The 23,135-nt window shown below is 53.7% G+C and carries 17 protein-coding genes; 7 read left to right on the top strand and 10 right to left on the bottom strand.

Features of this window, described 5'->3' with window-relative positions:
- Window positions 1–14: 14 nt before the first annotated feature.
- The 6 genes from narJ to B2U47_RS01220 are packed head-to-tail and all read right to left on the bottom strand — an operon-like array spanning window position 15 to window position 9,148.
- Window positions 15–524, bottom strand: a complete 510-nt coding sequence (gene narJ, locus B2U47_RS01245) for a nitrate reductase molybdenum cofactor assembly chaperone (protein ID WP_296681377.1) — start codon at window positions 522–524, stop codon at window positions 15–17.
- Window positions 525–537: 13 nt separating this feature from the next.
- Entirely contained in the window at window positions 538–2,085 is a 1,548-nt protein-coding gene (narH, locus tag B2U47_RS01240; RefSeq protein WP_296681375.1) for a nitrate reductase subunit beta, read from the bottom strand.
- 10 nt (window positions 2,086–2,095) lie between these two features.
- Window positions 2,096–5,854: a nitrate reductase subunit alpha gene (locus B2U47_RS01235; RefSeq protein ID WP_296681373.1), complete on the bottom strand. Its 3,759-nt coding sequence runs from the start codon at window positions 5,852–5,854 to the stop codon at window positions 2,096–2,098.
- Between the two features lie 5 nt (window positions 5,855–5,859).
- Window positions 5,860–6,252, bottom strand: coding sequence for a TusE/DsrC/DsvC family sulfur relay protein (locus B2U47_RS01230; RefSeq protein ID WP_296681371.1), 393 nt, complete (start codon window positions 6,250–6,252; stop codon window positions 5,860–5,862).
- A 16-nt stretch (window positions 6,253–6,268) separates the two neighbouring features.
- Complete coding sequence (locus B2U47_RS01225) at window positions 6,269–7,876, bottom strand: MFS transporter (protein ID WP_296681370.1); 1,608 nt, start codon at window positions 7,874–7,876, stop codon at window positions 6,269–6,271.
- Window positions 7,877–7,891: 15 nt separating this feature from the next.
- Window positions 7,892–9,148, bottom strand: a complete 1,257-nt coding sequence (locus B2U47_RS01220) for an MFS transporter (protein ID WP_296681368.1) — start codon at window positions 9,146–9,148, stop codon at window positions 7,892–7,894.
- Between the two features lie 371 nt (window positions 9,149–9,519).
- Between B2U47_RS01220 and B2U47_RS01215 the strand changes: the two genes are divergently transcribed.
- Together B2U47_RS01215 and narL are read left to right on the top strand one after the other, a co-directional pair.
- Window positions 9,520–11,391: a histidine kinase gene (locus B2U47_RS01215; RefSeq protein ID WP_296681365.1), complete on the top strand. Its 1,872-nt coding sequence runs from the start codon at window positions 9,520–9,522 to the stop codon at window positions 11,389–11,391.
- Window positions 11,381–12,031, top strand: a complete 651-nt coding sequence (gene narL, locus B2U47_RS01210) for a two-component system response regulator NarL (RefSeq protein ID WP_296681362.1) — start codon at window positions 11,381–11,383, stop codon at window positions 12,029–12,031. Before B2U47_RS01215 ends, narL begins: the two co-directional genes overlap by 11 nt.
- 65 nt (window positions 12,032–12,096) lie before the next feature.
- Here the strand turns inward: narL and B2U47_RS01205 are convergent, their stop codons facing one another.
- Window positions 12,097–12,480, bottom strand: a complete 384-nt coding sequence (locus B2U47_RS01205) for a type II toxin-antitoxin system VapC family toxin (RefSeq protein WP_296684006.1) — start codon at window positions 12,478–12,480, stop codon at window positions 12,097–12,099.
- Between the two features lie 235 nt (window positions 12,481–12,715).
- Window positions 12,716–12,967, bottom strand: a complete 252-nt coding sequence (locus tag B2U47_RS01200; RefSeq protein ID WP_296674005.1) for a ribbon-helix-helix protein, CopG family — start codon at window positions 12,965–12,967, stop codon at window positions 12,716–12,718.
- A gap of 43 nt (window positions 12,968–13,010) precedes the next feature.
- On the opposite strand from B2U47_RS01200, the gene B2U47_RS01195 reads away from it, so the two are divergent.
- Genes B2U47_RS01195 through B2U47_RS01180 form a run of 4 tightly spaced genes read left to right on the top strand, consistent with a single transcriptional unit; the run spans window position 13,011 to window position 19,411 of the window.
- On the top strand, window positions 13,011–16,709 hold the full coding sequence (locus B2U47_RS01195; protein WP_296674003.1) for an ATP-binding protein: 3,699 nt from the start codon (window positions 13,011–13,013) through the stop codon (window positions 16,707–16,709).
- Window positions 16,702–17,319: a condensin complex protein MksE gene (locus B2U47_RS01190; RefSeq protein ID WP_296674002.1), complete on the top strand. Its 618-nt coding sequence runs from the start codon at window positions 16,702–16,704 to the stop codon at window positions 17,317–17,319. The genes B2U47_RS01195 and B2U47_RS01190 overlap by 8 nt, the downstream gene beginning before the upstream one ends.
- The gene (locus B2U47_RS01185; RefSeq protein WP_296674000.1) at window positions 17,316–18,560 is read left to right on the top strand and encodes a hypothetical protein; all 1,245 of its coding nucleotides are present in this window, start codon (window positions 17,316–17,318) and stop codon (window positions 18,558–18,560) included. The genes B2U47_RS01190 and B2U47_RS01185 overlap by 4 nt, the downstream gene beginning before the upstream one ends.
- Window positions 18,545–19,411, top strand: coding sequence for a DUF7281 domain-containing protein (locus tag B2U47_RS01180; protein WP_296673999.1), 867 nt, complete (start codon window positions 18,545–18,547; stop codon window positions 19,409–19,411). The genes B2U47_RS01185 and B2U47_RS01180 overlap by 16 nt, the downstream gene beginning before the upstream one ends.
- 32 nt (window positions 19,412–19,443) lie before the next feature.
- Here B2U47_RS01180 and B2U47_RS01175 read toward each other — a convergent pair whose 3' ends face one another.
- Both B2U47_RS01175 and B2U47_RS01170 read right to left on the bottom strand, forming a co-directional pair.
- Complete coding sequence (locus tag B2U47_RS01175; RefSeq protein WP_296673997.1) at window positions 19,444–20,538, bottom strand: agmatine deiminase family protein; 1,095 nt, start codon at window positions 20,536–20,538, stop codon at window positions 19,444–19,446.
- A gap of 17 nt (window positions 20,539–20,555) precedes the next feature.
- Entirely contained in the window at window positions 20,556–21,680 is a 1,125-nt protein-coding gene (locus B2U47_RS01170; protein WP_296673995.1) for an agmatine deiminase family protein, read from the bottom strand.
- A 153-nt stretch (window positions 21,681–21,833) separates the two neighbouring features.
- Between B2U47_RS01170 and B2U47_RS01165 the strand changes: the two genes are divergently transcribed.
- Window positions 21,834–23,024: an AAA family ATPase gene (locus B2U47_RS01165; protein WP_296673994.1), complete on the top strand. Its 1,191-nt coding sequence runs from the start codon at window positions 21,834–21,836 to the stop codon at window positions 23,022–23,024.
- Window positions 23,025–23,135 lie beyond the last annotated feature (111 nt).

Genomic DNA, 23,135 nt, shown 5'->3' with positions numbered 1-23,135 from the left:
GGTCATTCCTCCTTTCATGCCGCTTTAGCAGCGACAAGTTGGCTGCGTTGTTCAATCAGGCGGATCAGCGGCGCGTAAGGGCTTTCCACCTTTTCCAAGTTCTGGGCAAGCTGGTTCAGCACTTTGACCCATTGGCTCAGGAACATTTTGGCTTCCACCCGGCTTAATTGGCTGCTGAATTCCAACATCAACGGCAGGTAATCCGGCAGTTCGTTGGCTGCCAGTTCCAACCCGTATTCCTTGTAGAATTCAGTCAGGTCGATCAGCGCGGGTCCTCGGTTCTTGTCATCCCCAAACAGGTGATGGCTCAGGTGCAGGGCATTGTCAGGAATCATGTCGAAAGTACGCACATACAGCGCCTGCCATTCGGTCATGTCCTCCCAGTGCAAATGCGCGAGGAAGTTGCTGATAACCTTGCGTTCCCCTTCGGGTAGCTGTTCCAGTTGCGCCCAGATTTCCGGCAGTGCTGCCTGCAATTCGGCAGTGGGGTAATCCAGCAACCTTGCGAGTAATCGGTAAAACATAAGCTATCTCCTGTTACTTCAGTTTCGACAAGGGTTGGATAACACACACTTCCACCGTTTCCTTGCGTCGTTCCGGGAACAGGGAGGTTTTGGAAATACCTGCGGAAGAGTCGTTGCCGAAGGTGAAGCCGTTCTGCCCTTGGAAGGCATAGAAGTCTTCCAGCCGCACTTCCTCATGCCCGGTAGGGATGACGAAACGGTCTTCGTAATTGGCAATCGCCAGATAGCGGTACATTTCCTTGGCTTGCTCTTCGGTGATACCTGCCTTGTCGAGAGCGCGGGTATCAGCCACGCCTTCCACGTGGACGGAACGCTGGTAACTGCGCATCGCAATCAGGCGGTTCAAGGCACTTTCCACCGGGGCAACCTTGCCTGCGGTCAACAAGTTGGCAAGGTACTGGATCGGGGTACGCATCGTCCCCGCCAGCGGGATTGCACCATCCGGGCCGACCGGCAGGTTGCCTTGGTCGATCTGGGATTGCACTGGGGAAAGCGGTGGCACATACCACACCATGGGCAGGGTACGGAATTCCGGGTGCATCGGGAACGCAATCTTCCAGTCAATCGCCATCTTGTAGATCGGCGATTTTTGCGCCGCGATAATCCAGTCTTCGTTGATGCCTTCCGTCCGCGCTGCTTCGATCACGGATGGGTCATTGGGGTCGAGGAAAATCTTGCACTGGGCTTCGTACAAGTCCTGCTCGTTCTGGGTACTTGCCAGCGTTTCGATCTTGTCGGCATCGTACAGCATAATGCCGTTGTAACGGATGCGCCCGACGCAGGATTCGGAACACACGGTTGGCATCCCGGATTCCACCCGTGGGTAGCAGCCGATACACTTTTCCGCCTTGCCGGATTCCCAGTTGTAAAACACCTTCTTGTACGGGCAAGAGGAAATGCACATCCGCCAGCCCCGGCATTTGTCCTGATCCACCAGTACAATGCCGTCTTCCTCACGTTTGTAGATCGAGCCGGATGGGCAAGCCGCTACACACGCCGGGTTTAGGCAGTGGTTGCAGATGCGCGGCAAATACATGTGGAAAGTGTTCTCGAACTGGCGGTACATCTCTTTCTGGATGCCGTCCATGTCCTTGTCCTTGCTGCGTTTGTCGAATTCGCCTGCAAGGTCGTCTTCCCAGTTTGGCCCCCAGTGGATTTTCTCCATCGTCTCGCCGGTAATCTGCGATTGCGGGCGAGCGGTCGGGGTCGCCTCCAACAGCGGCGCATTCTGCAAATGCGCGTAGTTGTAGGTGAACGGCTCGTAGTAGTCGTCAATTTCCGGCATATCCGGGTTGGCGAAAATGTTCAACAGCTTGGACTTGCGGTCGCCGGATTTTAGCTCCAGCTTGCCGCCTTTGAGTTCCCAGCCACCTTTCCACTGCTCCTGATTTGCCCAATTTTTAGGGTAGCCGATGCCCGGTTTGGACTCGACGTTGTTGAACCAGGCGTATTCCACACCTTTGCGGTTTGTCCACACGTTCTTGCAGGTCACGGAACAGGTGTGGCAACCGATGCACTTGTCCAAGTTGAAGACGAATGCGAATTGTGCTCTGACTTTCATGTAAATCTCCTTACTTGGGGCCAACACCAACAGGGTTGCGTTGCGCTTCGCGTGCCGGAGTGAGCGGGCGTTCCAGCCAGTCCACGTCCTTGTCCGCAATCTTGTGCAAAGCCACCATCGTGTCGCGCTGGCAACCGACCGTGCCGTAATAGTTGAAGCTGTACGCCAATTGCGCATAACCACCAATCATGTTGGTCGGCTTGACCAGCACGCGGGTCACGGAGTTCAAGATACCGCCACGCTTCCCGGTGGAAGGCGAACCCGGTACGTTGATGTTCTTTTCCTGCGCGTGGTACATCATCGCCATGCCGCGTGGGATACGTTGGGAAACGATCACCCGTGCCACGGTTGCGCCGTTGTGGTTGACCGCTTCCACCCAGTCGTTGTCTTCCAGCCCGATGGTTTTGGCGTCGTCTTCCGCCACCCACACGTAAGGCCCGCCCCGGAACAGGGTCAGCATCCGCAGGTTGTCCTGATAGCTGGAATGGATGCCCCATTTGGAGTGCGGGGTAATCCAGTTCAGGCTCAGGTGCGGCTTGTTGAGGACAGCAGCAGGCAGCCCCTTGAGTTCGCCCAGATCCACCATTGGTTTGTAAGAACAGAAACCTTCACCGAAATCCAGCATCCACTCGTGATCCTGATAGAAATGCGCCCGCCCGGTCAGAGTACGGAATGGGATGTGTTCGTGGATATTGGTGTAACCAGCGGTGTAGGACACGTGTTCGGATTCAATCCCCGACCAAGTAGGCGCGGTAATGATCTTGCGCGGTTGCGCCACGATGTCGCGGAAGGTGATTTTGTCCTCGTGCCGCCCGGCGTACAGGTGGTGATGGTCAATGCCGGTTTTCTTCGACATCGCTGACCATGCCTTGTGCGCCACTTCACCGTTGGTTTCAGGAGCCATGCGCATGACCGCATCACACACGCTGATGTCCTCTTCCAGCGACGGCATCCCGAAGGAAACGCCCTGGTCTTTCACCGTGTAGTTGCACTTCTTCAACTCTTCGTATTCGGCTTCGGTGTTCCAGTCCACTCCCTTGATGGTATTGCCGAGCTTGACCATTAGCGGCCCTAGCGCGATGAACTTTTTGTAAGTGTCACCGAAATTGCGTTCGACCACTTTCAGGATCGGCATGGTTTTGCCGGGGACGGGGGCAACACCGTCACGTTTCCAGTCCACCACCTGCCCGAAGGGTTGCGCCAGTTCCATTGGGGAATCGTGTTGCATGGGCAGGGCTACCACGTCCTTGCGTGTGCCGAGGTGCTTTTCCGCCAGTGGCGAGAAAGTCTTGGCGATGGACTTGAAAATCTGCCAGTCGGATTTGGATTCCCACGCGGGTGACACTGCTTCCGCCAGCGGGTGGATGAAAGGGTGCATATCAGTGGTGTTGAGGTCGTTTTTCTCATACCACGTTGCGGTGGGCAGGATAATGTCGGAGTAAGCACCTGTGGAATTGAGGCGGAAGTTGATGTCCACCATCAAGTCGAGCTTGCCGATGGGGGCGTCGTCGTGCCACTTCACTTGCTTGCTGCCACGCCCTGCGCCACTTTCTTGCAGCACGCCGTTTTGCGCACCCAGCAGGTGTTTGAGGAAATATTCATGCCCTTTGGCAGAAGTGCCAATCAAGTTAGCACGCCACACAAACAGGTTGCGCGGCCAGTTGGTGGGGTTGTCCACGTCGGCGAATGCTACATCCAGCGAGCCGTCTTGCAGCTTGCCAACGATGTGCTTGCCAATGCTGGCTTCATCCGTTGCCCCGGCTTTTTCTGCCTCACTCACCAATTCCAACGGGTTCATGTTCCAGTGTGGCGCGGTCGGCAACCAGCCCATGCGAGCCGCCGCTACGTTGTAATCTGCCAGCGAGTTGCCTTTGTTCTTGCCTTTCCCGGCAGGTGACAACAGCGTGTCAGCATCCAGCGTTTCGTAACGCCACTGGTCAGTGTGGAAATACCAGTACGAGGTGGAATTCATGTGGCGTGGCGGACGCTGCCAGTCGAGCGCGAAGGCAATCGGTGCCCAACCCGCTTGCGGACGCAGCTTTTCCTGCCCCACGTAATGCGCCCAACCACCGCCGGATTGCCCCACACAGCCGCACATATGCAGCAAGTTCATAATGGAACGGTAGGTCAGGTCATTGTGATACCAGTGGTTGATCGCCGCCCCCATGATGACCATCGACTTACCCTTGGTCTTGGAAGCGTTGTAGGCAAATTCACGCCCGGTGCGCTCAATATCCGCCGCTTTCACACCTGTAACTTTCGCCGCCCATGCCGGGGTGTAAGCCACGCTGGCATCGCCGTAATCCTTGGCAACATTGTCACCACCCAAGCCACGATCAATGCCGTACTGGGCAATTTGCAGGTCAAATACCGACGCGACCAGCGCGGTTTCGCCGTTTGCTAGCGTCACCTTGCGTACTGGCACGTTGCGGAACAGCAAATTAGGTTCGTCGTGATTGAAGTGCGGGAAGCCGACGGAAACCACTTCATCCTTACTGTTGATGCAAGTCAGTTCGGCTTGGATGTCGCTTTGGTCAGCGGCATTTTTCGGCAGCAAATTCCACTTGCCTTCCTCACCCCAACGGAAACCGATTGAGCCATTCGGCACGACAAACGTACCGCCTTTTTCGTCATAAACGATGGTTTTCCAATCCGGGTTGTTGGTTTCGCCCAATGCACCGTCGAAGTCGGAAGCACGTAACAAACGGTCAGTCACATACGTGCCGTTTTCGTGCGAACGCAACATCACCTGCATCGGCAGATCAGTGTAAGTGCGGGCGTATTCTTGGAAATAGGGGTCTTGCTGGTTGATGTAGAACTCTTTCAGTGCCACATGACCCATTGCCAAGAACGCGGCGGCATCCGTGCCTTGACGCACTGGCATCCATAAATCGGCAGCTTTGACGTATTCGGCGTAATCCGGTGCCATTGAGACGATTTTCGCGCCTTTGTAACGCACCTCGAAAGCAAAATGCGCATCCGGGGTACGGGTCATTGGCAGGTTCGCCCCGGCAATGATGATGTAGGTGGAATTGTACCAATCCGCTGATTCCGGCACGTCGGTCTGTTCGCCCCATGTTTGTGGGGAGGCGGCTGGCAAATCGCAATACCAGTCGTAGAAAGAACCGCAAGCCCCACCAATCAGCGAGAGGTAGCGTGAGCCTGCGGCATAGGAAATCATTGACATCGCAGGGATGGGGGAGAAGCCGTAAATCCGGTCTGGCCCCCATTTCTTGATGGTGTGGACGTTAGCGGCAGCAGTGATTTCAGTTACTTCTTCCCACGTTGCCCGCACGAAACCGCCCAGCCCGCGCACTGCCACGTACTTTTGGCGTTTGCTGTCATCGGCTTGAATGCTTGCCCACGCTTCCACCGGGTCTTTGCCCAGCTTGCGTTCCGCACGGTACAGATCAAGCAAACGTCCCCGAATTAGCGGGTATTTGATGCGGTGCGGGCTGTACAGATACCACGAGAAGGAGGCACCACGCTGGCAACCACGCGGTTCATGGTTGGGCAGGTCTTCGCGGGTACGCGGGTAATCGGTTTGTTGCATTTCAAACGCAACCAAGCCGTTTTTGACAAAAATCTTCCATGAACAGCCGCCGGTGCAGTTGACGCCGTGGGTGGAACGCACCACCTTGTCATGCTGCCAGCGGTGGCGATAGGAATCTTCCCATTTACGGTCTTCGATGGTCATCACCCCATGACCGTTAGCGAAACTTTCCTTTGGGCGGGTGAAATACATTAAGCGGTCTAAAAAATGGCTCATGGCAATCAATGCTCCCCTTTGGTTCTACGGATTCCTGCCAAGCGGTTGCCCTGCTTTTGTGGGCCGCCTTTAGGGAAAATTTCGTGCAGGTAATGGTTGGTAGCGAATTCCTCACCCCATGTCTTTTTGAAGTGCTTGAGCATATCGCGCACCGGGGCTTGTACGCCGTGTTCCTGATAGTACTCACGCAGGAACTCGATGATTTCCCAATGCTCATCAGTCAACACCAAGCCTTCACGTTCAGCGAGGGCTTCCACGAAACCTTCGCTCCACTCATCCATGTTTTGGATGTAACCTTCCTGATCGGTTAGGATTTGTTTGCCATCTACCTCTAACGCTAGGGTATAAATCGCGTAAGGGTTGGTTTGTAGATTTTCGTCATACTGTTGAATTGCCATTTCAAATCTCCTTGTCTTACGGATTCTTGATCTCGCTGCCACTGCGCAGGTAAAACCACCAGTTCAAAATCAGGCACAGCGCATAGAAAATCGCAAAGCCATACATCGCATTTTCCGGTGAACCCGCTTTGATCTGATCACCAATCACCACCGGCGCAATGAACGAACCGTAAGCGGCAACGGCTGAAGTCCAGCCCAATACCGGGCCAGCTTGTAGGCGGTCAAAGATCACCCCAACGGTGCGGAAGGTCGAACCGTTACCAATACCGGTAGCGGCAAACAACACCACAAACGTGATCAAAAACTGGTTGAAATAGATTTCCGGGGTAGCCGACTGGTAAGCCTGCATCATGATGTAACCCGCGTAAGCAGAAGCCGCGACCATCACCACTGAAATCACCTGGGTGACGATAGAACCGCCCACCTTGTCAGAAATCCAACCACCAACCGGGCGAATCAATGCCCCCACGAAAGGGCCAATCCATGCGTAAGCAAATACTGGAATCGCGTTAGGGTTAGGGTTATGCGCCCAAGTTTGGGTGGCTGCATCCAGCACATGGCTGCTACCGAAAATGACTTTAATCGAGAGTGGCAAAGCCATTGAAAAACCGATGAAGGAACCGAACGTCAGCACATACAACACCGTCATTGACCAAGTGTGTTTGTTGCTGAAAATGGCAAACTGCTTGCTGATATTGGCTTTCATCTCACCAAAAGCCGCCAGTTTCATCACGCCCAAAGTCAGTACAATGGTCAGTGGTAACGCAATCCACATATTGAGGATACCTAAGCCTGTCGGTGCAGGCAGGTAGAAGTACAAGCCCAAAACCGAGGTTGCTAATGCCAAGCCGTACAACCACAGGATTTTGATAAATGCCGGAATCGTACCGCCAATGTTCGGGGAAATCGGCAGCAGGTTATTCATCCCAAAGAAGCCGAAAAACGCCAAAGGAATCAGAAACACCAGCCACACCAAACCTGCGTTTTGAATCCAAGTTTGTGTTCCCGCAGTGATTTTGCCCAGAATCCAACCGGAATCTTTCGCCAGCGGCAAGGAGTCACCACCCAACGCGCCAAACACACCCATGGTCATCACCAAGGGAATCAGGATTTGCATGGTAGTGACACCAAAGTTACCCAAGCCAGCATTCAGACCCAGCGCAGTTCCTTGGGAACGCTTCGGAAAAAAGGTGCTGATATTTGACATTGAACACGCAAAGTTACCGCCACCAATGCCCGACAGTAACGCCAGAATCTGGAAGGTCAGCAACGGCGTATCCTTATCCTGCAAGGCAAGCCCTGTCCCCAATGCCGGAATCATCAGCAATGCCGTGGTCAGGAAAATGGTGTTACGCCCACCCGCAATACGGATGAAAAACGAAGCTGGGATCCGCAACGTTGCACCCGACAAACCGGCAATAGCTGTCAAGGTAAACAATTCTTCGGTTTTAAACGGAAAGCCCAGATTTGCCATTTGCACGGTGATGATTCCCCACATCAGCCAAATGGCAAAACCCATCAGCAGGCTGGGGATCGAAATCCACAAATTGCGGTTGGCAATCTTCTTGCCGGTGCTTTCCCAGAACGTGGTGTCTTCCACGTCCCAATTTTTAATATCAGTCATCAGGTATTCCTCGCATTAAAGGTTTGTGGTGAGGGACTTTTCGTGTAAATCGGCGTGAACTGGGCGTACTTCGGTGAAATACATCCACATCAGCGACACCCACACCACCCCAAACATCAGCATGAAGGCAGAGGTGCGAATGCCAGTGAGATCAAGCAATGCACCGAACATGATCGGCATCAGAAAACCACCCAAACCGCCCGCCAAGCCCACCACGCCAGACACCACGCCAATGTTGTCGGGGTAATCGTCTGAGATGTATTTGAAAACGGAAGCTTTACCAATGGCGAAGACAATACCGAGGGTGAACATAATGATGGTGAATACCGTGGCACTCAGCCCCAACGAAAAGCTGGCTGAACCATTGACTGTTTGAATCGTGAAGCTGGTTTGCGGATAAGACAGGAAGAACAGGCATACCAAGGAAACCCACAAGACCCACCAAGTCACGGTATGTGCGCCAAACTTATCGGAGAAATAACCACCGATGGCTCGCAATACGCCCCCCGGAATACTGAAGGCAGCAGCCAAAAACGCGGCTGTTTTCAGATCAAAACCGTATTCACCGACATAATACTTGGTCATCCACAACGCCAACGCTACGTAACCACCAAACACGATGGAGTAGTACTGGCTGTAACGCCATACCTTGGGATCTTTTAATGCCGCCAACTGCTCACGCACCGTCACCGATTTGCCTACTTTGTGGCTAGGATCGCTAAAGGTAAAAAACCAGAACACAATCGCCATCACCAGCATCAACACCGCATAAACTTTGGGGACCATCGTCCAGCCGTAGCCCACCACGATAATGGGTGCAACCAGTTTGGTTACTGCCGCCCCGGTATTACCTGCCCCAAAAATTCCCATTGCAGTCCCCTGTTGATGCTTGGGAAACCAGCGTGCGCAATAGGCAATGCCCACGGTAAATGAGCCACCAGCCACCCCTACGAACAACCCTACTACCAGGAAATGCCAGAATTCAGTCGCGTAAGAAATCAACCAGATAGGGATAACCGTTGACAGCATCAACACCGTAAAGACAATGCGTCCGCCGAATTTGTCTGTCCACATACCCAAAGGCAAGCGGATAAGTGAGCCTGTTAGCACAGGTGTTGCGACCAAAATACCGAACTGGGTTTCGTTTAAACCCAAGGTTTCCTTGATGGGGATGCCGATAACGGCGAACATCATCCAGATCATGAAGCACACGGTGAATGCCAGTGTGCTCATGATCACGACCGACCAAGCCTTGTATTGCTGCGTTGCCATAACCTTACCTCACGTAAACCCTAAATGGGTTGCAGGTTCAGTTGTACGCCGATAAAACACCTGAGAACAGTGGGGGGTAATAGGCAAAAACAAGAGCGCAGTACCACTTTGGTGGTACATGATAATCAATATAAGATACTGTTTTAATTTATTTTTTTGTTATTACCTTGCTTGAGCCTTGGTGGTGACAGCATAGAGGTGGTACACCTTCTAACTCACCAGACGCGCTCCACGAAAAGGACGTGTGCAATGCCTAAATTTCGGCAACTATCCCCAAAGTAGTACATCGTTATTTCCACCCTCCTCACCCTCAAATATATTACCCTAGAGCCAAAGCGCAGCATCCGATAACAACACGAGGAAACCACCGCGTGAATCGCCTTCTGTGGAACAAACTCCAAAATTCCCTGCTGCTACGGCTAGGCGGGATGATTGCTGCCATCACCGTCTTGGCAATTGTCGGCATGTCCACCTCGTGGATGGTCGCGGAAACCACTCAAGGCAACGGCGAAGCCATCAACGTTGCCGGAAGTTTGCGGATGCAAAGCTGGCGCATGGCATCGCTTTACCAACGTGTCCTGCAAGACCCTACGCACCGCAACGACTTGCAACAAGCCGTCCAACGCTTTGAAAACGATTTAGTGGCGGCCTCAATCCTCTCTGTTTTGCCCGCTGACGAAACCACCTCGCTCAAACAAGTGTATCGGCAAGTCGAAAGCGACTGGCAGCAACGTATCAAACCCGACCTGTTAGCCCTATTGACCAGCCCTACCGTACCGACAGTTGACCGCCAACTACTTGATGCCGTTCCGCAATTCGTGGCTCACATCAACAATCTGGTCAAGCAAATTGAAGAAGCCACCGAAGCCAAGATTTTTGTGTTACGTATCATTTTGGGCGTTGCCGTGATTGGTACAATTCTCGCCGTGATCCTCTCCATTTATCTGGTAACCAATATCTTTGTCACCCCACTCAAAGGGCTATTGGGACTAACCGACCAAATCCGCCAAGGCAATCTCGCGGTACGTACCGAACTCGGCGGCGAAGACGAAATCGGGCAATTAGGGCAAGCCTTTAACCTCATGGCAGAAGATTTATCCAAGCTCTACCAAGACCTCGAAGCGCGAGTCGAACAAAAAACCGCCGAACTCACCCGCAGCAACCGTTCGCTGGATTTGCTGTACCGCTCCATCACCCGCTTGCACGGCATTGCCCCTGACCGTGCCGTATTTCAAAATGTCCTCAAGGATGCCGAAGCCGTGCTGGGCTTGGGCAATGGCACGATTTGCCTCAAAGAAGACAATAATCAGCAAGGCGAAGTCGTTGCCACCACCGCCAGCCAGGGCAAAAGCCCCTTATGTACCCACGCCAACAGTTGCGTCGAATGCCACGACCCGCACGCCGCTCGTATGGACACCCTTCCTGACGGGCGACAAATCTTGCGGATGCCACTCACCGATGCCGAAAAACGCTACGGCATGTTAGCGGTCGATGTCCCCGCCGACACCACCGCCGAACACTGGCAAGTGCAATTGCTGGAAGCCTTATCGCGCCACATCGGTGTCACCATCGCCTCGGAACAGCGCAGCGAACAACACCGTCGCGTGTCCCTGCTGGAAGAACGCGCCGTCATTGCCCGCGAATTGCACGACTCGCTGGCACAATCGCTGGCATACATGAAAATCCAGGTCAGCCGCTTACGCATGGCAGTGAAAAATCCAGCGGATGCCAACGAAGTAACCGCAGCACTGGAAGAATTACGTGATGGCCTCAACAGCTCCTACCAGCAATTGCGCGAGCTGCTTTCCACCTTCCGCTTGCGCATGGAAGACGACGATTTGGGCATGGCACTGGCGCAAACCACCACCGAATTTGCGGAACGTGGCAACTTGCCGATTGCATTGGAAGTCAGTTTGGGCAATCTCAACCTAACCCCCAACGAAGAAATTCACTTGCTGCAAATCGTGCGCGAAGCCTTATCCAACACCCTCAAACACGCCCACGCCAGCCAAGCATGGGTATCGTTGCAGCGTCAAGACGATAATAATAGCCTGCAATTGCGTATCGAAGATGACGGCACGGGAATCCAAAAAACCGCCAACCTGCACCATTACGGCATGGCAATTATGGACGAACGCGCCCGCGCCCTGCATGGCATACTGCAATATTTGCCGCGCACGGGTGGCGGCACTTGCGTACAACTCGATTTCACTCCCAAAACAAGGATTGCCCATGCCGCTTGAAACCCCGCAAAGCCTGCTGATCGTGGATGATCACCCCCTGTTTCGTAAAGGTGTGCGTTATCTGGTCAATATGGTGCCCGATTTCATCATCGTCGGGGAAGCTTCATGCGGACAGGAAGGCATCGACATGGCGTTGGAACTTGCCCCCGACATAATCTTGCTCGACCTGAACATGAAGGACATGAGCGGCATTGAGGTATTAAAAGTCATCAAAGCCTCTGGCAGTGATGCACGGGTGGTAATGCTGACAGTTTCCGATCAAGCGAGTGATTTGGTGGCAGCGTTACGCGCAGGCGCAGATGGCTATTTGCTCAAGGAAATGGAACCTGAAGATTTGGTGGAAAAGCTGGCGGAAGCAGCGGCAGGACGTATAACTCTCACCGAACGCCTGATTAATTTATTGGCACACGCCATGCGTCACGATGCCGCCCACCCCAAAAGCAGTTCCGAAGCCGGTTTGACTGAACAGGAACAGCGCATTCTGGAGCGGGTCGCAGCAGGAAAAAGTAACAAGCTGGTAGCGCGGGAACTGGGCATTACCGAAGGCACGGTGAAAGTTCACGTCAAGCATTTATTGCGCAAACTGAACCTGCGTTCGCGGGTGGAAGCGGCGGTATGGTTTGTGGATCAGCAGAAATAATGCGCAGACAACATTCACCAAGATAGGAAACTCCAAACATAACAGCAACGGCAGTGGATAACACGTCAAGATTCTCCCCAGAACACGTTGGTGAAATGTTGCCGTGCATAATCGCGGTATACGGTAAAATCGCTATCAACACTAGCAACCATGCGTGTGTGCAAGCGTTCGCATAACGTAATCAACGAAGCATCGGCAAAATCGGCGGGCAGATCGGCGTATTTCTCCAGCAAGGCGAGGATGCGCCCCCAGTCACCAACGGTACATTCATCAATTTGCACTGCCTGTTGCACCCAAAACAGAAAGTCCTGTTGTGCTTGCTGGGAAAAATCCAGCAGATGCACCACCTCGGTAATCACCGCCAGATTGGTGTGCAAACGCCCCTCTACATCGCGGATGAACTGTTTTGCTTGTGCATGATGACGGTCACTGTTGTCAAACAGGGCAATGAAAACGGGTGTGACCGGAAGTGGTGCTTAGCACAATTATCACCCTCCGAATTACCCCTCACCCCCCTGCCCCCTCTCCCTCAAGGGGCGAGGGGGAGTAAGAAAGATGTTTTTTAGCCCCTCTCCCCTTGAGGGACGACCCTGTAAGGGGCTGGGTGCGGGGTTGGGGTGAGGGGTAACGGCGAAGCCGCAAAAATAGCATCACTTCCGGTCACACCCAATGAAAACGCCGCTATCAACGACGATGTTTGGCATTCAGCTTCTCCCGTAGCAGTGCCTTACGGTTGGTGCTGAGATCGTCACGCCCGCTGCCGTAACGCCCGAACAGGTGTTGCCCCAAGGCATACGGGCTGGTTTTGGCATCTTCTTTGGCGAGTTTGTCGCGGATAGCGTCGCGGATGAAATCGGATAACGAAATCCCGTCAGCCTGCAAGCGCCGCCGCAGGGATTCTTCAAGGGTTTTGTCGAGACGGATGGACAGGCTCATGGCAAGGCAACTCCGGCTGTAATACAATGCGTCATACGATTGTATGAAGTTTCCTGACGGGCCGCAAATGCAAGCCAATGACATGACACAACAACACGCACCAGCAACCCGTTTCCAACTCCTGCGCCTGATCCTGATCGACTCCCTGAGCAGCGGGCGCATCGTGGAAATGGCACTGGATGGCGGTGCAGTCCTGACCGGGCGCAACGGGCGTGGCAAAACCTCCCTACTACAATTGCTGTTGCTGTTTTACGGCGAAAGCCCTAACCGCATTGTCACCACCGAAGCAGGACGCAAATCGTTCACCGGCTATTACCTGCCACATACCACCTCCTACCTTGTGTACGAATACCAACGTTACGACGGGCAAAAACGCCTTGTTGTGGCTTATGCCGACCGTAACGGGGAACGGGTATTTTTCCGTTTCATCCGTGCCGGATATGCCTTGCAGCAGTTTATTGATGTGGCAGGTGGTATTCTCCAAGCACCTGACCTTGCCAAACATTTGCGTACCAATGGCTATTCATGCAGCGAACAAATCGAATCACTGGCTGAATACCGCGCCATTATTCAAGCCACCCACAGCGGCACACGCGACCGGGAACGCCAGAAACAGTTACGTGCCCTGATTGCCGACTATGCCTTTACCCACAGCAACCGCCCGCTCACACAAATCGAAAAAATCGTCAGCGGCATGTTCCGGCGCAAAACCAACTTTGAAGATTTGCAAAGCATGGTGGTGGATTGCATTGCCGAACAAGACAGCACCCTGTCGCTTTCCGGTGATCGCCGCAAAATCGAAAGTTGGCCGCAGCACTACCAAGCCTACCAGTCAGTGATGGCACTTGCCCCAACGCTCGACGCTGCCGATACTGCCCATCAACACCTCGTCGCAGCCGAACAGGCACTCGGCGAAATCCGCGCCCAATACCGCAGCCTCCAGGAACATCTGGATGCCACCCAGCAAAGTATCCGCAGCCAATATGCCCAGCAAAAAGTACAAGCCGATCAGGAATATACGGCGTATGAAGAAAAACGTATTGCCCTAGTCGACCAACAGCGCAAAGCCCGTCAGGAAGCGGAGTTTGCCGAGAAACAAGCCAACGCCTTAGCCCAGCAACGTGACCAGTACGCCCAACAGTCGGTGGAGCAAAAAGCCGCACTGGCAGAACGCGAAGCCGATTTCAAACTGGAACAAACCAACCTGCAACAACGCAGAACTGCCCTGCTGGGCAAGCAAAGCGAAATTGATGCCACCTACAAACAACTGAAAGACGCGCTGAAAGAACATTTTGACAGCCAGCGCGAAGACATCCAGCAACAGCGTGAAACCCTCACCAAAACCTGTGAAGCAGATTTGTTGGCACTGGAAAACCATTTTAACCAGCAGGAACAACAGTTTGCCAATCATCAGGCGGCTGAACGCCTTCCCCTGCAACAAGCCGTGGAAACCGCCAATACCAACGTCGGGGCGTGCCAACGGGATGCCAAGCACCCGCAACCTAACCCAGCCATTGCCCAGCACCTGCAAGAGAAACGCCAGCAACAGGACAAACGCCAGCAAGAAAAAGACCTGCAAGAACAGCAACTGACAAAACTGGACACCGCCTACCGCCAAGCCAAACAAGCCGTGGATGACCAAGAACGGCAAGTCAGCATGGCAAAACAAGTACTCGAACAGGCCAACAAAGAGCTGGCTGATACCAAGCGTTTCCACCAACCGGAAACCGGCACACTGCTGCACTTCTTGCGGCAGGAACACCCCGAATGGACGCGGGACATTGCCAAAGTGATCCGCCCCGACATTTTCACCCGTACCGATCTCAGCCCCAGTTTGCTGGATTCCATCCCGTCGCTTTACGGTCTGGCACTGGATTTGGACAAACTGGATGCCCACCGTCTGGCAGACCCGCAAGCGGCATTGCAAGCCATTGCCCAAGCGGAAGCCCAATGCCAGGCTGCCAAAACCACCCTCGAAACCAAACACACCTTATGGGAGAAACTCAACAAGGCGCGTGAAGCGGCTGACGCTGCCTGCCAAACCCAACGGCAAACCGTGCTGCAAGCCAAAACACACCTTGAGCAAGCCAAAGCCGAAGTCGCCGAAGCCAACCGCCAACTCGAACACAGCCGCCATCATGCCAAGGCACAAGCAGACCTTGCCCTGCACGCCGCTCAAGCCACGTTGCAGCAACACCGCCAAACCCTGAACCAGTTTGATAACGAAATCCGTGCTGCCACTCTGCAACGCCAAGCCGACTACCAAAGCAGGCGCAAAACACGTCAAGCCCAGCGCGACACGCAGTTGCAAGCCCTGAAAATACGGCTGGACATGGCAGAGCAGGAACTGAAAACCAAACAACGCGAATACGATAACGAACGCAATGCTGCCCTGCGCAACGAAGGCGTGGATACCGACAAACTGCAAGTGCTTGAAAACGACCTAAAGCAAGTGACCCAAACACTGGCAGCGATTCGCCGTGATGCCGACTTAATTAATGCCTGGAAACACTGGCTCAAACACGACTGGGTGCAATACGAAACCTACACCCAAACTGCCGCCCAACATCGCAACCACGAAAACACACACACGCAAGCCTTGACCGAACACCAACGCCAGTGGACAAAACGCCAACACGAGCTTAAGACTGAATTGGAACGGTTAGGCAAACAAGTGGGGGTTTTGGAGGACCAATGCAAAACCGTGCGCCAACAATGGGAAAGCCTGCAACAGTACCCCGACAACCCCACTCCCGATTATGACCCGACGTGGACACTCGATACCCTCACCCTGCGGGCTAACCAGCAACGTGACATTGAAACGCAACAAGGCAAAGAACTGAAACGGCATATCACCAGCCTGCAACGCGGATTCAACACGGCTTCTGGCACACCGCCGGAACAATTTCTTTCCACCCACCAGCGTGATTTGCTGCCGTATGCCTGGCGCGAATGGTTGCCGGTTTTCAAGGAATGGTTCACGACCGCGCATACCGACACCCAACGCCTGCTGCTGGTGGATGCCCGTGCCATTGCCAGCGGCATCCTGAAATTTCATCAGGACATGGAAGCATTCCACCTGAAAGTGCTGCAATTCAACCGTGAACTGCAAGCCAACCTCGACAACAACACGGTGTTTGACAGCATCAGCAAGGTGCATGTTGAAGTCATTTCCACCATCAAGGAACTGCAATATTGGCCTGCCATTTGCGACATGGTGGAAACCAACCGCCCGTGGATGATGGGGTTGAACCAGGAATTGCCGCCGGTCGAATTTGCGCAAACCATCGGGCGATTGCTGGAACATTGGGAAGTCAAATCCGGCATCCGCGCCGACCTCAAACACCTGCTCCGTTTACAGGGCGAAGTAACCGAAAACGGCAACCGCCGCACCTTTCACCGCGCTTCCGATCTGGAGGCGGTGTCTTCCAACGGCTTGTCGTATCTGGTGCTGGTGATTATTTTCGTGGCTTTCATCAACCGTATCCGCCGTCATGCACAGGTCAATATCGTCTGGGCACTGGACGAACTCAAAGATCTGGATAGCGGCAATATCCCCGCACTTCTGGAACTGTTGGCTCGCAATAACATCACGCTGGTTTCCGCCTTCCCTGACCCCGACCCCGAAACCTTGGCGCTGTTCAAACACCGCTTTACGGTCGAACCGGATCGGCGTTTGGCTGAAGTGCGCATTGGCACAGGTGACGAACCGACTGACACCGAGGTATTGCCCCATGTTTAAGCAAATTATCCCGCTGTTATTGGCAGGCGAATTCATTTGCCCCTTCACCCAGCAAACTGCCCATGCTTACCTGAGTGACCCCAATCACCAAGCCAGTATTGACGCCTATCTGGAAAAAATCGGCTTGAAACTGGTGCAAACCCGCCACGGTGGCGCGTTTTTCTGCACTCACCTTGAGATGGATGCCGACGGTAAAAAGTCAGCGCACAAAACCTTCAAGGACATCAAGCAAACCCTACGCCCCATTGTCACCTTCCTCGAATTGCTGATGCGGATTACCCAGCAAGACGACATTCTCACCGCTGGTACGATCCTTGAAACCCATCAAATCATGACCGTGATTGATGCCAACCCCAGCCTGCGCAATGACTTGCAATCACTCACCAATCAGGCAGGGCTACGCGCCGAAAACACCGACCGCAACCGTCTGGTGAAAATACTCACCGATTTTTGCAAGCAAGGCTATCTGGTGCTGGTGAACCCCGAACGGGAAATTTACCGCGTGACCGGTAAAATTGAGTACATCATGGAAGTGATTGAGTTCCTGATGGAGCACGAAGCGGTCAGCGATGTGGAGGAATCCGATATGCCGCAGGGGGCATTGCTGTGAATGCCACCACCGACGGCATTGTTGCCTACCTGGGTGTGCTGCACATGCACCGCCAACTGATTGCGGAAACCTACCACCGCAACAGCATCATATTGACGGACGACAACCAGCGTGCCATCCGCCAGTTACAGCAGCAACGCATTTTGTCGCCCTACCTGCAAGACGAATTCCGCCTCGCGCCCAGCCTGACCCGCCATCTGGATGAAGTATTCCAACGGCAACGCAACTACGCCATCAGCAGCAACTTTGAAGAGCAATTCAACCGCTTGCTGCATTTGGCTGACGAATACCAGAAAGCCAGCCACGAAAACCGCAGCGATGACCGCGACAATTACGAAGCGGACTTTGACACCGGTGTGTTTGAACTGGGCGCAAGCATTGCCGCTGGTTTATTGCTGTTACGTACCTTGACCGATAACCGTTTTGCCCACGTCAGCACGCTGGCAGAAAAGCAGCGGCAAAACGCCTACTACATCAAACAGGCCGAAAAACTGGGGGATGCGTTATTGTCATTGCAAACCACGGGTGTGCTGGAGTTACTGAACAGTTCCAGCCTGCTTGCACCGTTGTTGCGAGTCTACCAGCACCAATTGTTAGCCCCGCTGGATGAATGGCGGGCAAGCCTGCTGGATATTACCGCCACCTTGCGCAATTACCTGTACCGCTTGCGCCAGATTGAGCCGGAAGCCAAACGCCTGCGCAATTTTGCACATTTCCTCAACCGCAACCCCGATTACCAGCCGCCGGAGCTGGAAGATCTGCCGCAACAACTGCCCGTGTGGGCGCAACGTTTTACCGGCATCACCATCCACACGCATCCCGATTTGTCACGCACCACGGTACGGGAAGCGTTGGCTGACATCGCCCGCACCATTCCTGCCACGGTGGTCAAAATCACTCGGGAACGGGCGGCAGGGCAATTAATTGCAGGCAGTGATACCAAAACAGTAATTACCCTCCAGCCGAAACCGATACAGCTTGCCTTTCAGCGTTATTTGCACGCGGCACGTGAGTCATTACAACCGCTGTCTGCCTTGCACTGGCTACACCAGCAAACCAGTACCGAACTGCCCATAGCAGAGGCATGGATCATGTATGTGCTTCATGCTGTGCAAGTCTTGTTTACCAACGACGCCAACATCGCCAACACCCTCGTCATGCAACGGGTCGAAGCACCGCTGGCACACCGTTATTCCGGCAACATCGTGGTCATGGATATTCAGTTGTGGAAAAAAACCTGATCAAACGCCTGCTCCAGATTTGCCAAAGCAGTGAAGCGCGTTTTCCTCGCAGCAAAGGTTTGAACCAGTTTCAGCAGGATTACAATATTGGTACGGTCATGGGTACAAGCCTGCACTTTTCGCCACAGGATAAAAGCCAGATTCGTGCCTTGCTGCTGAAAACCGAAAACATTGATGCAGACACAACCGACCCGACCCAATGGGATGGTTTAAGCCGCACCGACAGTCTGGCACTGGGCAGCAATGAAAAACTCACCCATTCGGCAGTGCGTCAACAACGGGTTGCCATCAAACACTTGCCACAACAAGCCTTGTTACTCGGTGGAACACGGCTGGTATTGCCGGAAGGCAGCAATCTGGATGTGAATTGGCAAATAATTGCGCAACAAAGCCAACACGAGACGGTACTGGTGGTGGAAAACTGGGAAGCCTTCGAGCGCATTCATCAAGCTCAGATGGATTTCTCCCTTGCCGGGGAAAACCCCTTGGTGGTGTTTCGGGGCAGCCCGGTTTATCAGCAGGATCACACCATCGCATTGCTGGAAGCCTTGCAACGCCCTGTGTTTGCCTTTGTCGATTTTGATCCGGCGGGGCTGGTGTTGGCGCAAGCATTGCCACATTTCCAGCATCTGATAATGCCAACGCTGGAAATGCTGGAAGCCTGTTTGAAATCTTGCACAAACCATGCCCGTTATCAGACACAACTGCCACAGGCTAGACGGGTGCTGGATAATTCGCAACATTCAACCATCAGGGCTATTTGGTATCTGTTGCAGCAGTATGGGGTAGCGTTGCCGCAAGAAAGTTTCTTGTGCAACACGCTCTCCTCATCCCCTTCCGCCAACCCGTAACGGATGAGTGTATTAATAGACCGGGAGTCTGTTCACCTCGGCTCTTGTTGCGTAGTGCAGTGAATACCGCCACCGCCAGCCGCTACACCGTCGATACCGATTTGCACAATGTCACGAGCCGGGAACAGGCTTTGCAGAGTATCGTGCGCGGCTTTATCCGCTTTGGCATCACCGAATTCGGGGGCAATCACCGCGCCGTTGCACACGTAGAAGTTGATGTATCCAGCAGCGAAATCGTCGCTGGCATATTTTTCACGCACCTTGGACGGAGCAGTCATTACCGCAACTTCCAGTTTGCGGCCCTGTGCGTCGGTGGCGGTTTTGAGGATTTCCAGATGGCGTTTGGTGACGGCATGGTCAAATGATTGCGGGTCTGGGTCGAAACCTGCGACCACCACGCCGGGACGGGCGAAGCGGGCGTAAAAGTCGGTGTGTCCGTCGGTGATGTCCTTGCCTTTGATGCCTGGCAGCCAGATGATTTTTTCCAGACCCAGCAGGCGTTTGAGTTCAGCTTCGCACGCGGCTTTGCTGACACCGGGGTTACGGTTGTCGTTTAACACACAACTTTCGGTGATGATAGCAGTGCCTTGGCCGTCAACTTCGATGCCGCCACCTTCCAGCACCAAATCGGTTTCCAACAATGGTACGTTTGCGACTTCTGCGACTAATGTGACAACTTCAGCATCCTGATCGAAATCTTGCTTTTCACCCCAGCCATTGAAGTTGAAATTCACCGCTGCTTTTTCGCCTTCGGCGTTAGTGACGAAGACCGCGCTAGTATCGCGCATCCACAAATCGTCCAGCGACGCGACGATCAGTTTGACAGCAGAATGTCCCAATAGCTTTGCAGCGATGTCGTATTCTTCCTCCCGTACCAGCATGGAAACAGGCTCATAGTGGGCAATCGTGGTGGCAATACTGGCAAGGTTGCGGCGGACTTCTGGTAGCAGTTTCTCGCCCCAAATGCCTTCGGATGCACCGAAAGCCATCCATGTTCTGATGTGGGGTTCGCTTTCATCGGGCATCCGCCAGCCAGTGCCGGGGCTTGCCCATGCAAAGCGGTGTGTAGCGAGCAAACTGCCAGCGGCAAGCAGGCTGGCGGAGAGGAATCGGCGGCGGTTCATCATGGTTATCGACTCCGGTGTTAGTTGGCGAAGGGTTGTTGTTGGGTCACGCAATGCACCATGCCGCCGTTGGCGAACAAGTTGCGCACATCAATACCTACCACCGTGCGTGTCGGGTATAGGGTTTGCAGGATGTTTTTCGCCACGCTGTCGTTGGCATCCTGATAGGCAGGCATCAGCACCACGTTGTTACCGACATAGTAATTGACGTAAGAGCCTTTGTAACCGAGGTTTTTGCCATAAGTGGTCACGACATTTTTGGCAGTCAGCGGCAATTTCACCAGGTTGTAGCGTGTGCCGCTGGCATTGCTGGCGGCGTACAGGGTGTTGATGTCCTTGCTGGAAATACCCCAGTAGCCAAGATCGGTCGCACTCATGGTGACGAGGGTACGTTCGTCGCCAAAGCGGGCGAAACCGTCGATGTGGGTGTCGGTAATGTCTTCCTTGCCGCCAGGTGCGCCATCCAGCCAGATGAATTTGCTGATGCCGAGGTAAGTGGCGAGTGATTGCTCCACCTGCGCCTGGGTCAGGGTCGGGTTGCGCTTGTTCTGGAGTACGGAACTTTTGGTCGCCAGCAGTGTGCCTTTGCCGTCAACTTCAATCGCGCCACCTTCCAGCACCACCTTGTTGAGGTCGATGCGCGGCATGGCAAGCTGTTTGGCGACGGCTGACGGCACGGCATTATCCTTGCTGTACGGTGTATCCAGCCCCCAGCCATTAAACCCCCAGTCGCTGATTTGCAATTGCCCGCTCTGGTTGCGCACGAAGATCGGGCCATTGTCACGTACCCACACGTCATCGGTCGGGCTAATCAGGAAGCTGACACTGGCGAGGGGTACGCCTGCATTCAGCAGCAAGCTTTGGATACGGGTTTTCTCGGTGGCGTTGTAGGCAATGATGTGGACGTTTTCGCTTTGCACCAGCGCCTTGGTCATGGCTACCCATGTCGCGTCGAGGCGGTTGCGGTAGGTTGCGCCGTAGGTGTACTGGTGCGGCCATTGCAGCCAAGTGCCTTCGTGGGTGGCGTTTTCTTCCGGCATGTAGCTTTGGCTGGCGGCGTAGGTGGCGGTGCTGGTCATCGTTGCAAAAGCTCCCAGTGAACAGATCAGGGTGGCAAGCAGGGTTTGGCGGATTGTGGTTTTCATGGTGTTGTCTCCATCGGTTGGTTGTCGATGGGGACAGGTTACGGGGGAAAGCTGATATTTTGCTGACAGTGAGTGAATACATCACAGCAAGACATTGGGAATTTTTAGCATTATAATACTAAAAAATCGCACGAATACAGGCATCACAGTAAGATGATTGAGCCGCTACAGCACCTTTCCAGTCAAATCAGGACGCAAAAGCTGCCAGATTACCAGCGTTTCCTGTTTCGGAAAATCGACTTTTCGCAACGCTTGATCGGCATCATGGGCGCACGCGGGGCGGGTAAAACCACTCTGCTGCTGCAATACCTCAAATCCGTGGCGCGGGAAACCAAGGTGCTGTATGTGATTGCTGACCACCCCTTGGTTGGGCAGCACGGGCTGTTTAGCATCGCCGATGAATTCCAGAAAATCGGCGGTGAATTGCTCATCATCGACGAAATCCACAAATGCCAATACTTCGAGCGTGATCTGAAGCTGATTTTCGACAGCTATTTCAACCTCAAGGTCATTTTCACGGGTTCATCGGCAACTGCGATTGACAATGCCAAGGCGGATTTGAGCCGTCGGGCGATGTTGTACCGTTTGCCGGTGTTGTCATTCCGCGAGTTTCTGGAATTGGAAACGGGTGAAACCTTTGAAGCGGTGACGCTGGATGCCCTGCTCCAACACCATCCGCACCTGGCGTTGGAAACCGTCAGCCGCATCAAACCCTTGGCGTATTTGCCCGCGTATCTGGAACACGGTGCTTACCCATTTTACCGCGAGGCGGGTTCAACCTATTTGCCGCGTTTGCTGAATGCGTCGATGCAGGTGATCGAGACGGACATCCCCGCGCTTTACCCGATTGACTACGACAAAGTGAACGCACTGAAAAAGCTGATGGTGATGTTGTGCCAAAGCGAGCCTTACGACATCAATGTGTCCAAGCTGTGCGGCGCGGTGGAACTGAACCAGAAAACCCTCTACAAATACCTTGGTTTGTTGCAGGCTGCGGGGTTGTTGCGTTTGTTGGGGGCGAAATCCAGCGGGGTCAGCATTATTTCCAAACCGGAAAAGCTGTATCTGGATAACACTAACCTGTTTGCTGTTTTTTGTAACCAGCCTAAAGCGGGGACGCTGCGTGAGACGTTTTTTGCTTCGATGCTGTCTTACCACCACACCCTGAATTACCCCAAAAGTGGGGATTTTCTGGTTGACGGGCAGTATGTATTTGAAGTCGGGGGTAAATCCAAATCGAAGAAGCAGATCAAGGATGAAGCGGCGGCTTGGGTGGTGGCGGATGGGTTGGAGATTGGGGTGGAGGGGAAGATTCCGCTTTGGTTGTTTGGGTTTTTGTATTGAGTGGTAGTCCGTATTGGCGGGCGGTGAAGTTATTGGCTAGCGTTTAGTGGCTTTGATTTGCTCAATCAATTGCAGCACAAGATTATGTGGCTCATTATGTGTTTCGGGGTC

The sequence above is a fragment of the Thiothrix sp. UBA5583 genome (genome assembly GCA_002425225.1).
Taxonomy (GTDB): domain Bacteria; phylum Pseudomonadota; class Gammaproteobacteria; order Thiotrichales; family Thiotrichaceae; genus Thiothrix; species Thiothrix moscowensis.
The sequence above is the reverse complement of the archived record's forward strand: the minus strand, read 5'-3'. Positions and strand labels throughout refer to the sequence as shown.

Excerpts from the sequence above, each read along its gene's own strand:
- narJ (WP_296681377.1), bottom strand. The coding sequence starts at position 524 with ATGTTTTACCGATTACTCGCAAGGTTGCTGGATTACCCCACTGCCGAA.
- narH (WP_296681375.1), bottom strand. The coding sequence starts at position 2,085 with ATGAAAGTCAGAGCACAATTCGCATTCGTCTTCAACTTGGACAAGTGC.
- B2U47_RS01235 (WP_296681373.1), bottom strand. The coding sequence starts at position 5,854 with ATGAGCCATTTTTTAGACCGCTTAATGTATTTCACCCGCCCAAAGGAA.
- B2U47_RS01230 (WP_296681371.1), bottom strand. The coding sequence starts at position 6,252 with ATGGCAATTCAACAGTATGACGAAAATCTACAAACCAACCCTTACGCG.
- B2U47_RS01225 (WP_296681370.1), bottom strand. The coding sequence starts at position 7,876 with ATGACTGATATTAAAAATTGGGACGTGGAAGACACCACGTTCTGGGAA.
- B2U47_RS01220 (WP_296681368.1), bottom strand. The coding sequence starts at position 9,148 with ATGGCAACGCAGCAATACAAGGCTTGGTCGGTCGTGATCATGAGCACA.
- narL (WP_296681362.1), top strand. The coding sequence starts at position 11,381 with ATGCCGCTTGAAACCCCGCAAAGCCTGCTGATCGTGGATGATCACCCC.
- B2U47_RS01200 (WP_296674005.1), bottom strand. The coding sequence starts at position 12,967 with ATGAGCCTGTCCATCCGTCTCGACAAAACCCTTGAAGAATCCCTGCGG.
- B2U47_RS01195 (WP_296674003.1), top strand. The coding sequence starts at position 13,011 with ATGAAGTTTCCTGACGGGCCGCAAATGCAAGCCAATGACATGACACAA.
- B2U47_RS01190 (WP_296674002.1), top strand. The coding sequence starts at position 16,702 with ATGTTTAAGCAAATTATCCCGCTGTTATTGGCAGGCGAATTCATTTGC.
- B2U47_RS01175 (WP_296673997.1), bottom strand. The coding sequence starts at position 20,538 with ATGATGAACCGCCGCCGATTCCTCTCCGCCAGCCTGCTTGCCGCTGGC.
- B2U47_RS01170 (WP_296673995.1), bottom strand. The coding sequence starts at position 21,680 with ATGAAAACCACAATCCGCCAAACCCTGCTTGCCACCCTGATCTGTTCA.
- B2U47_RS01165 (WP_296673994.1), top strand. The coding sequence starts at position 21,834 with ATGATTGAGCCGCTACAGCACCTTTCCAGTCAAATCAGGACGCAAAAG.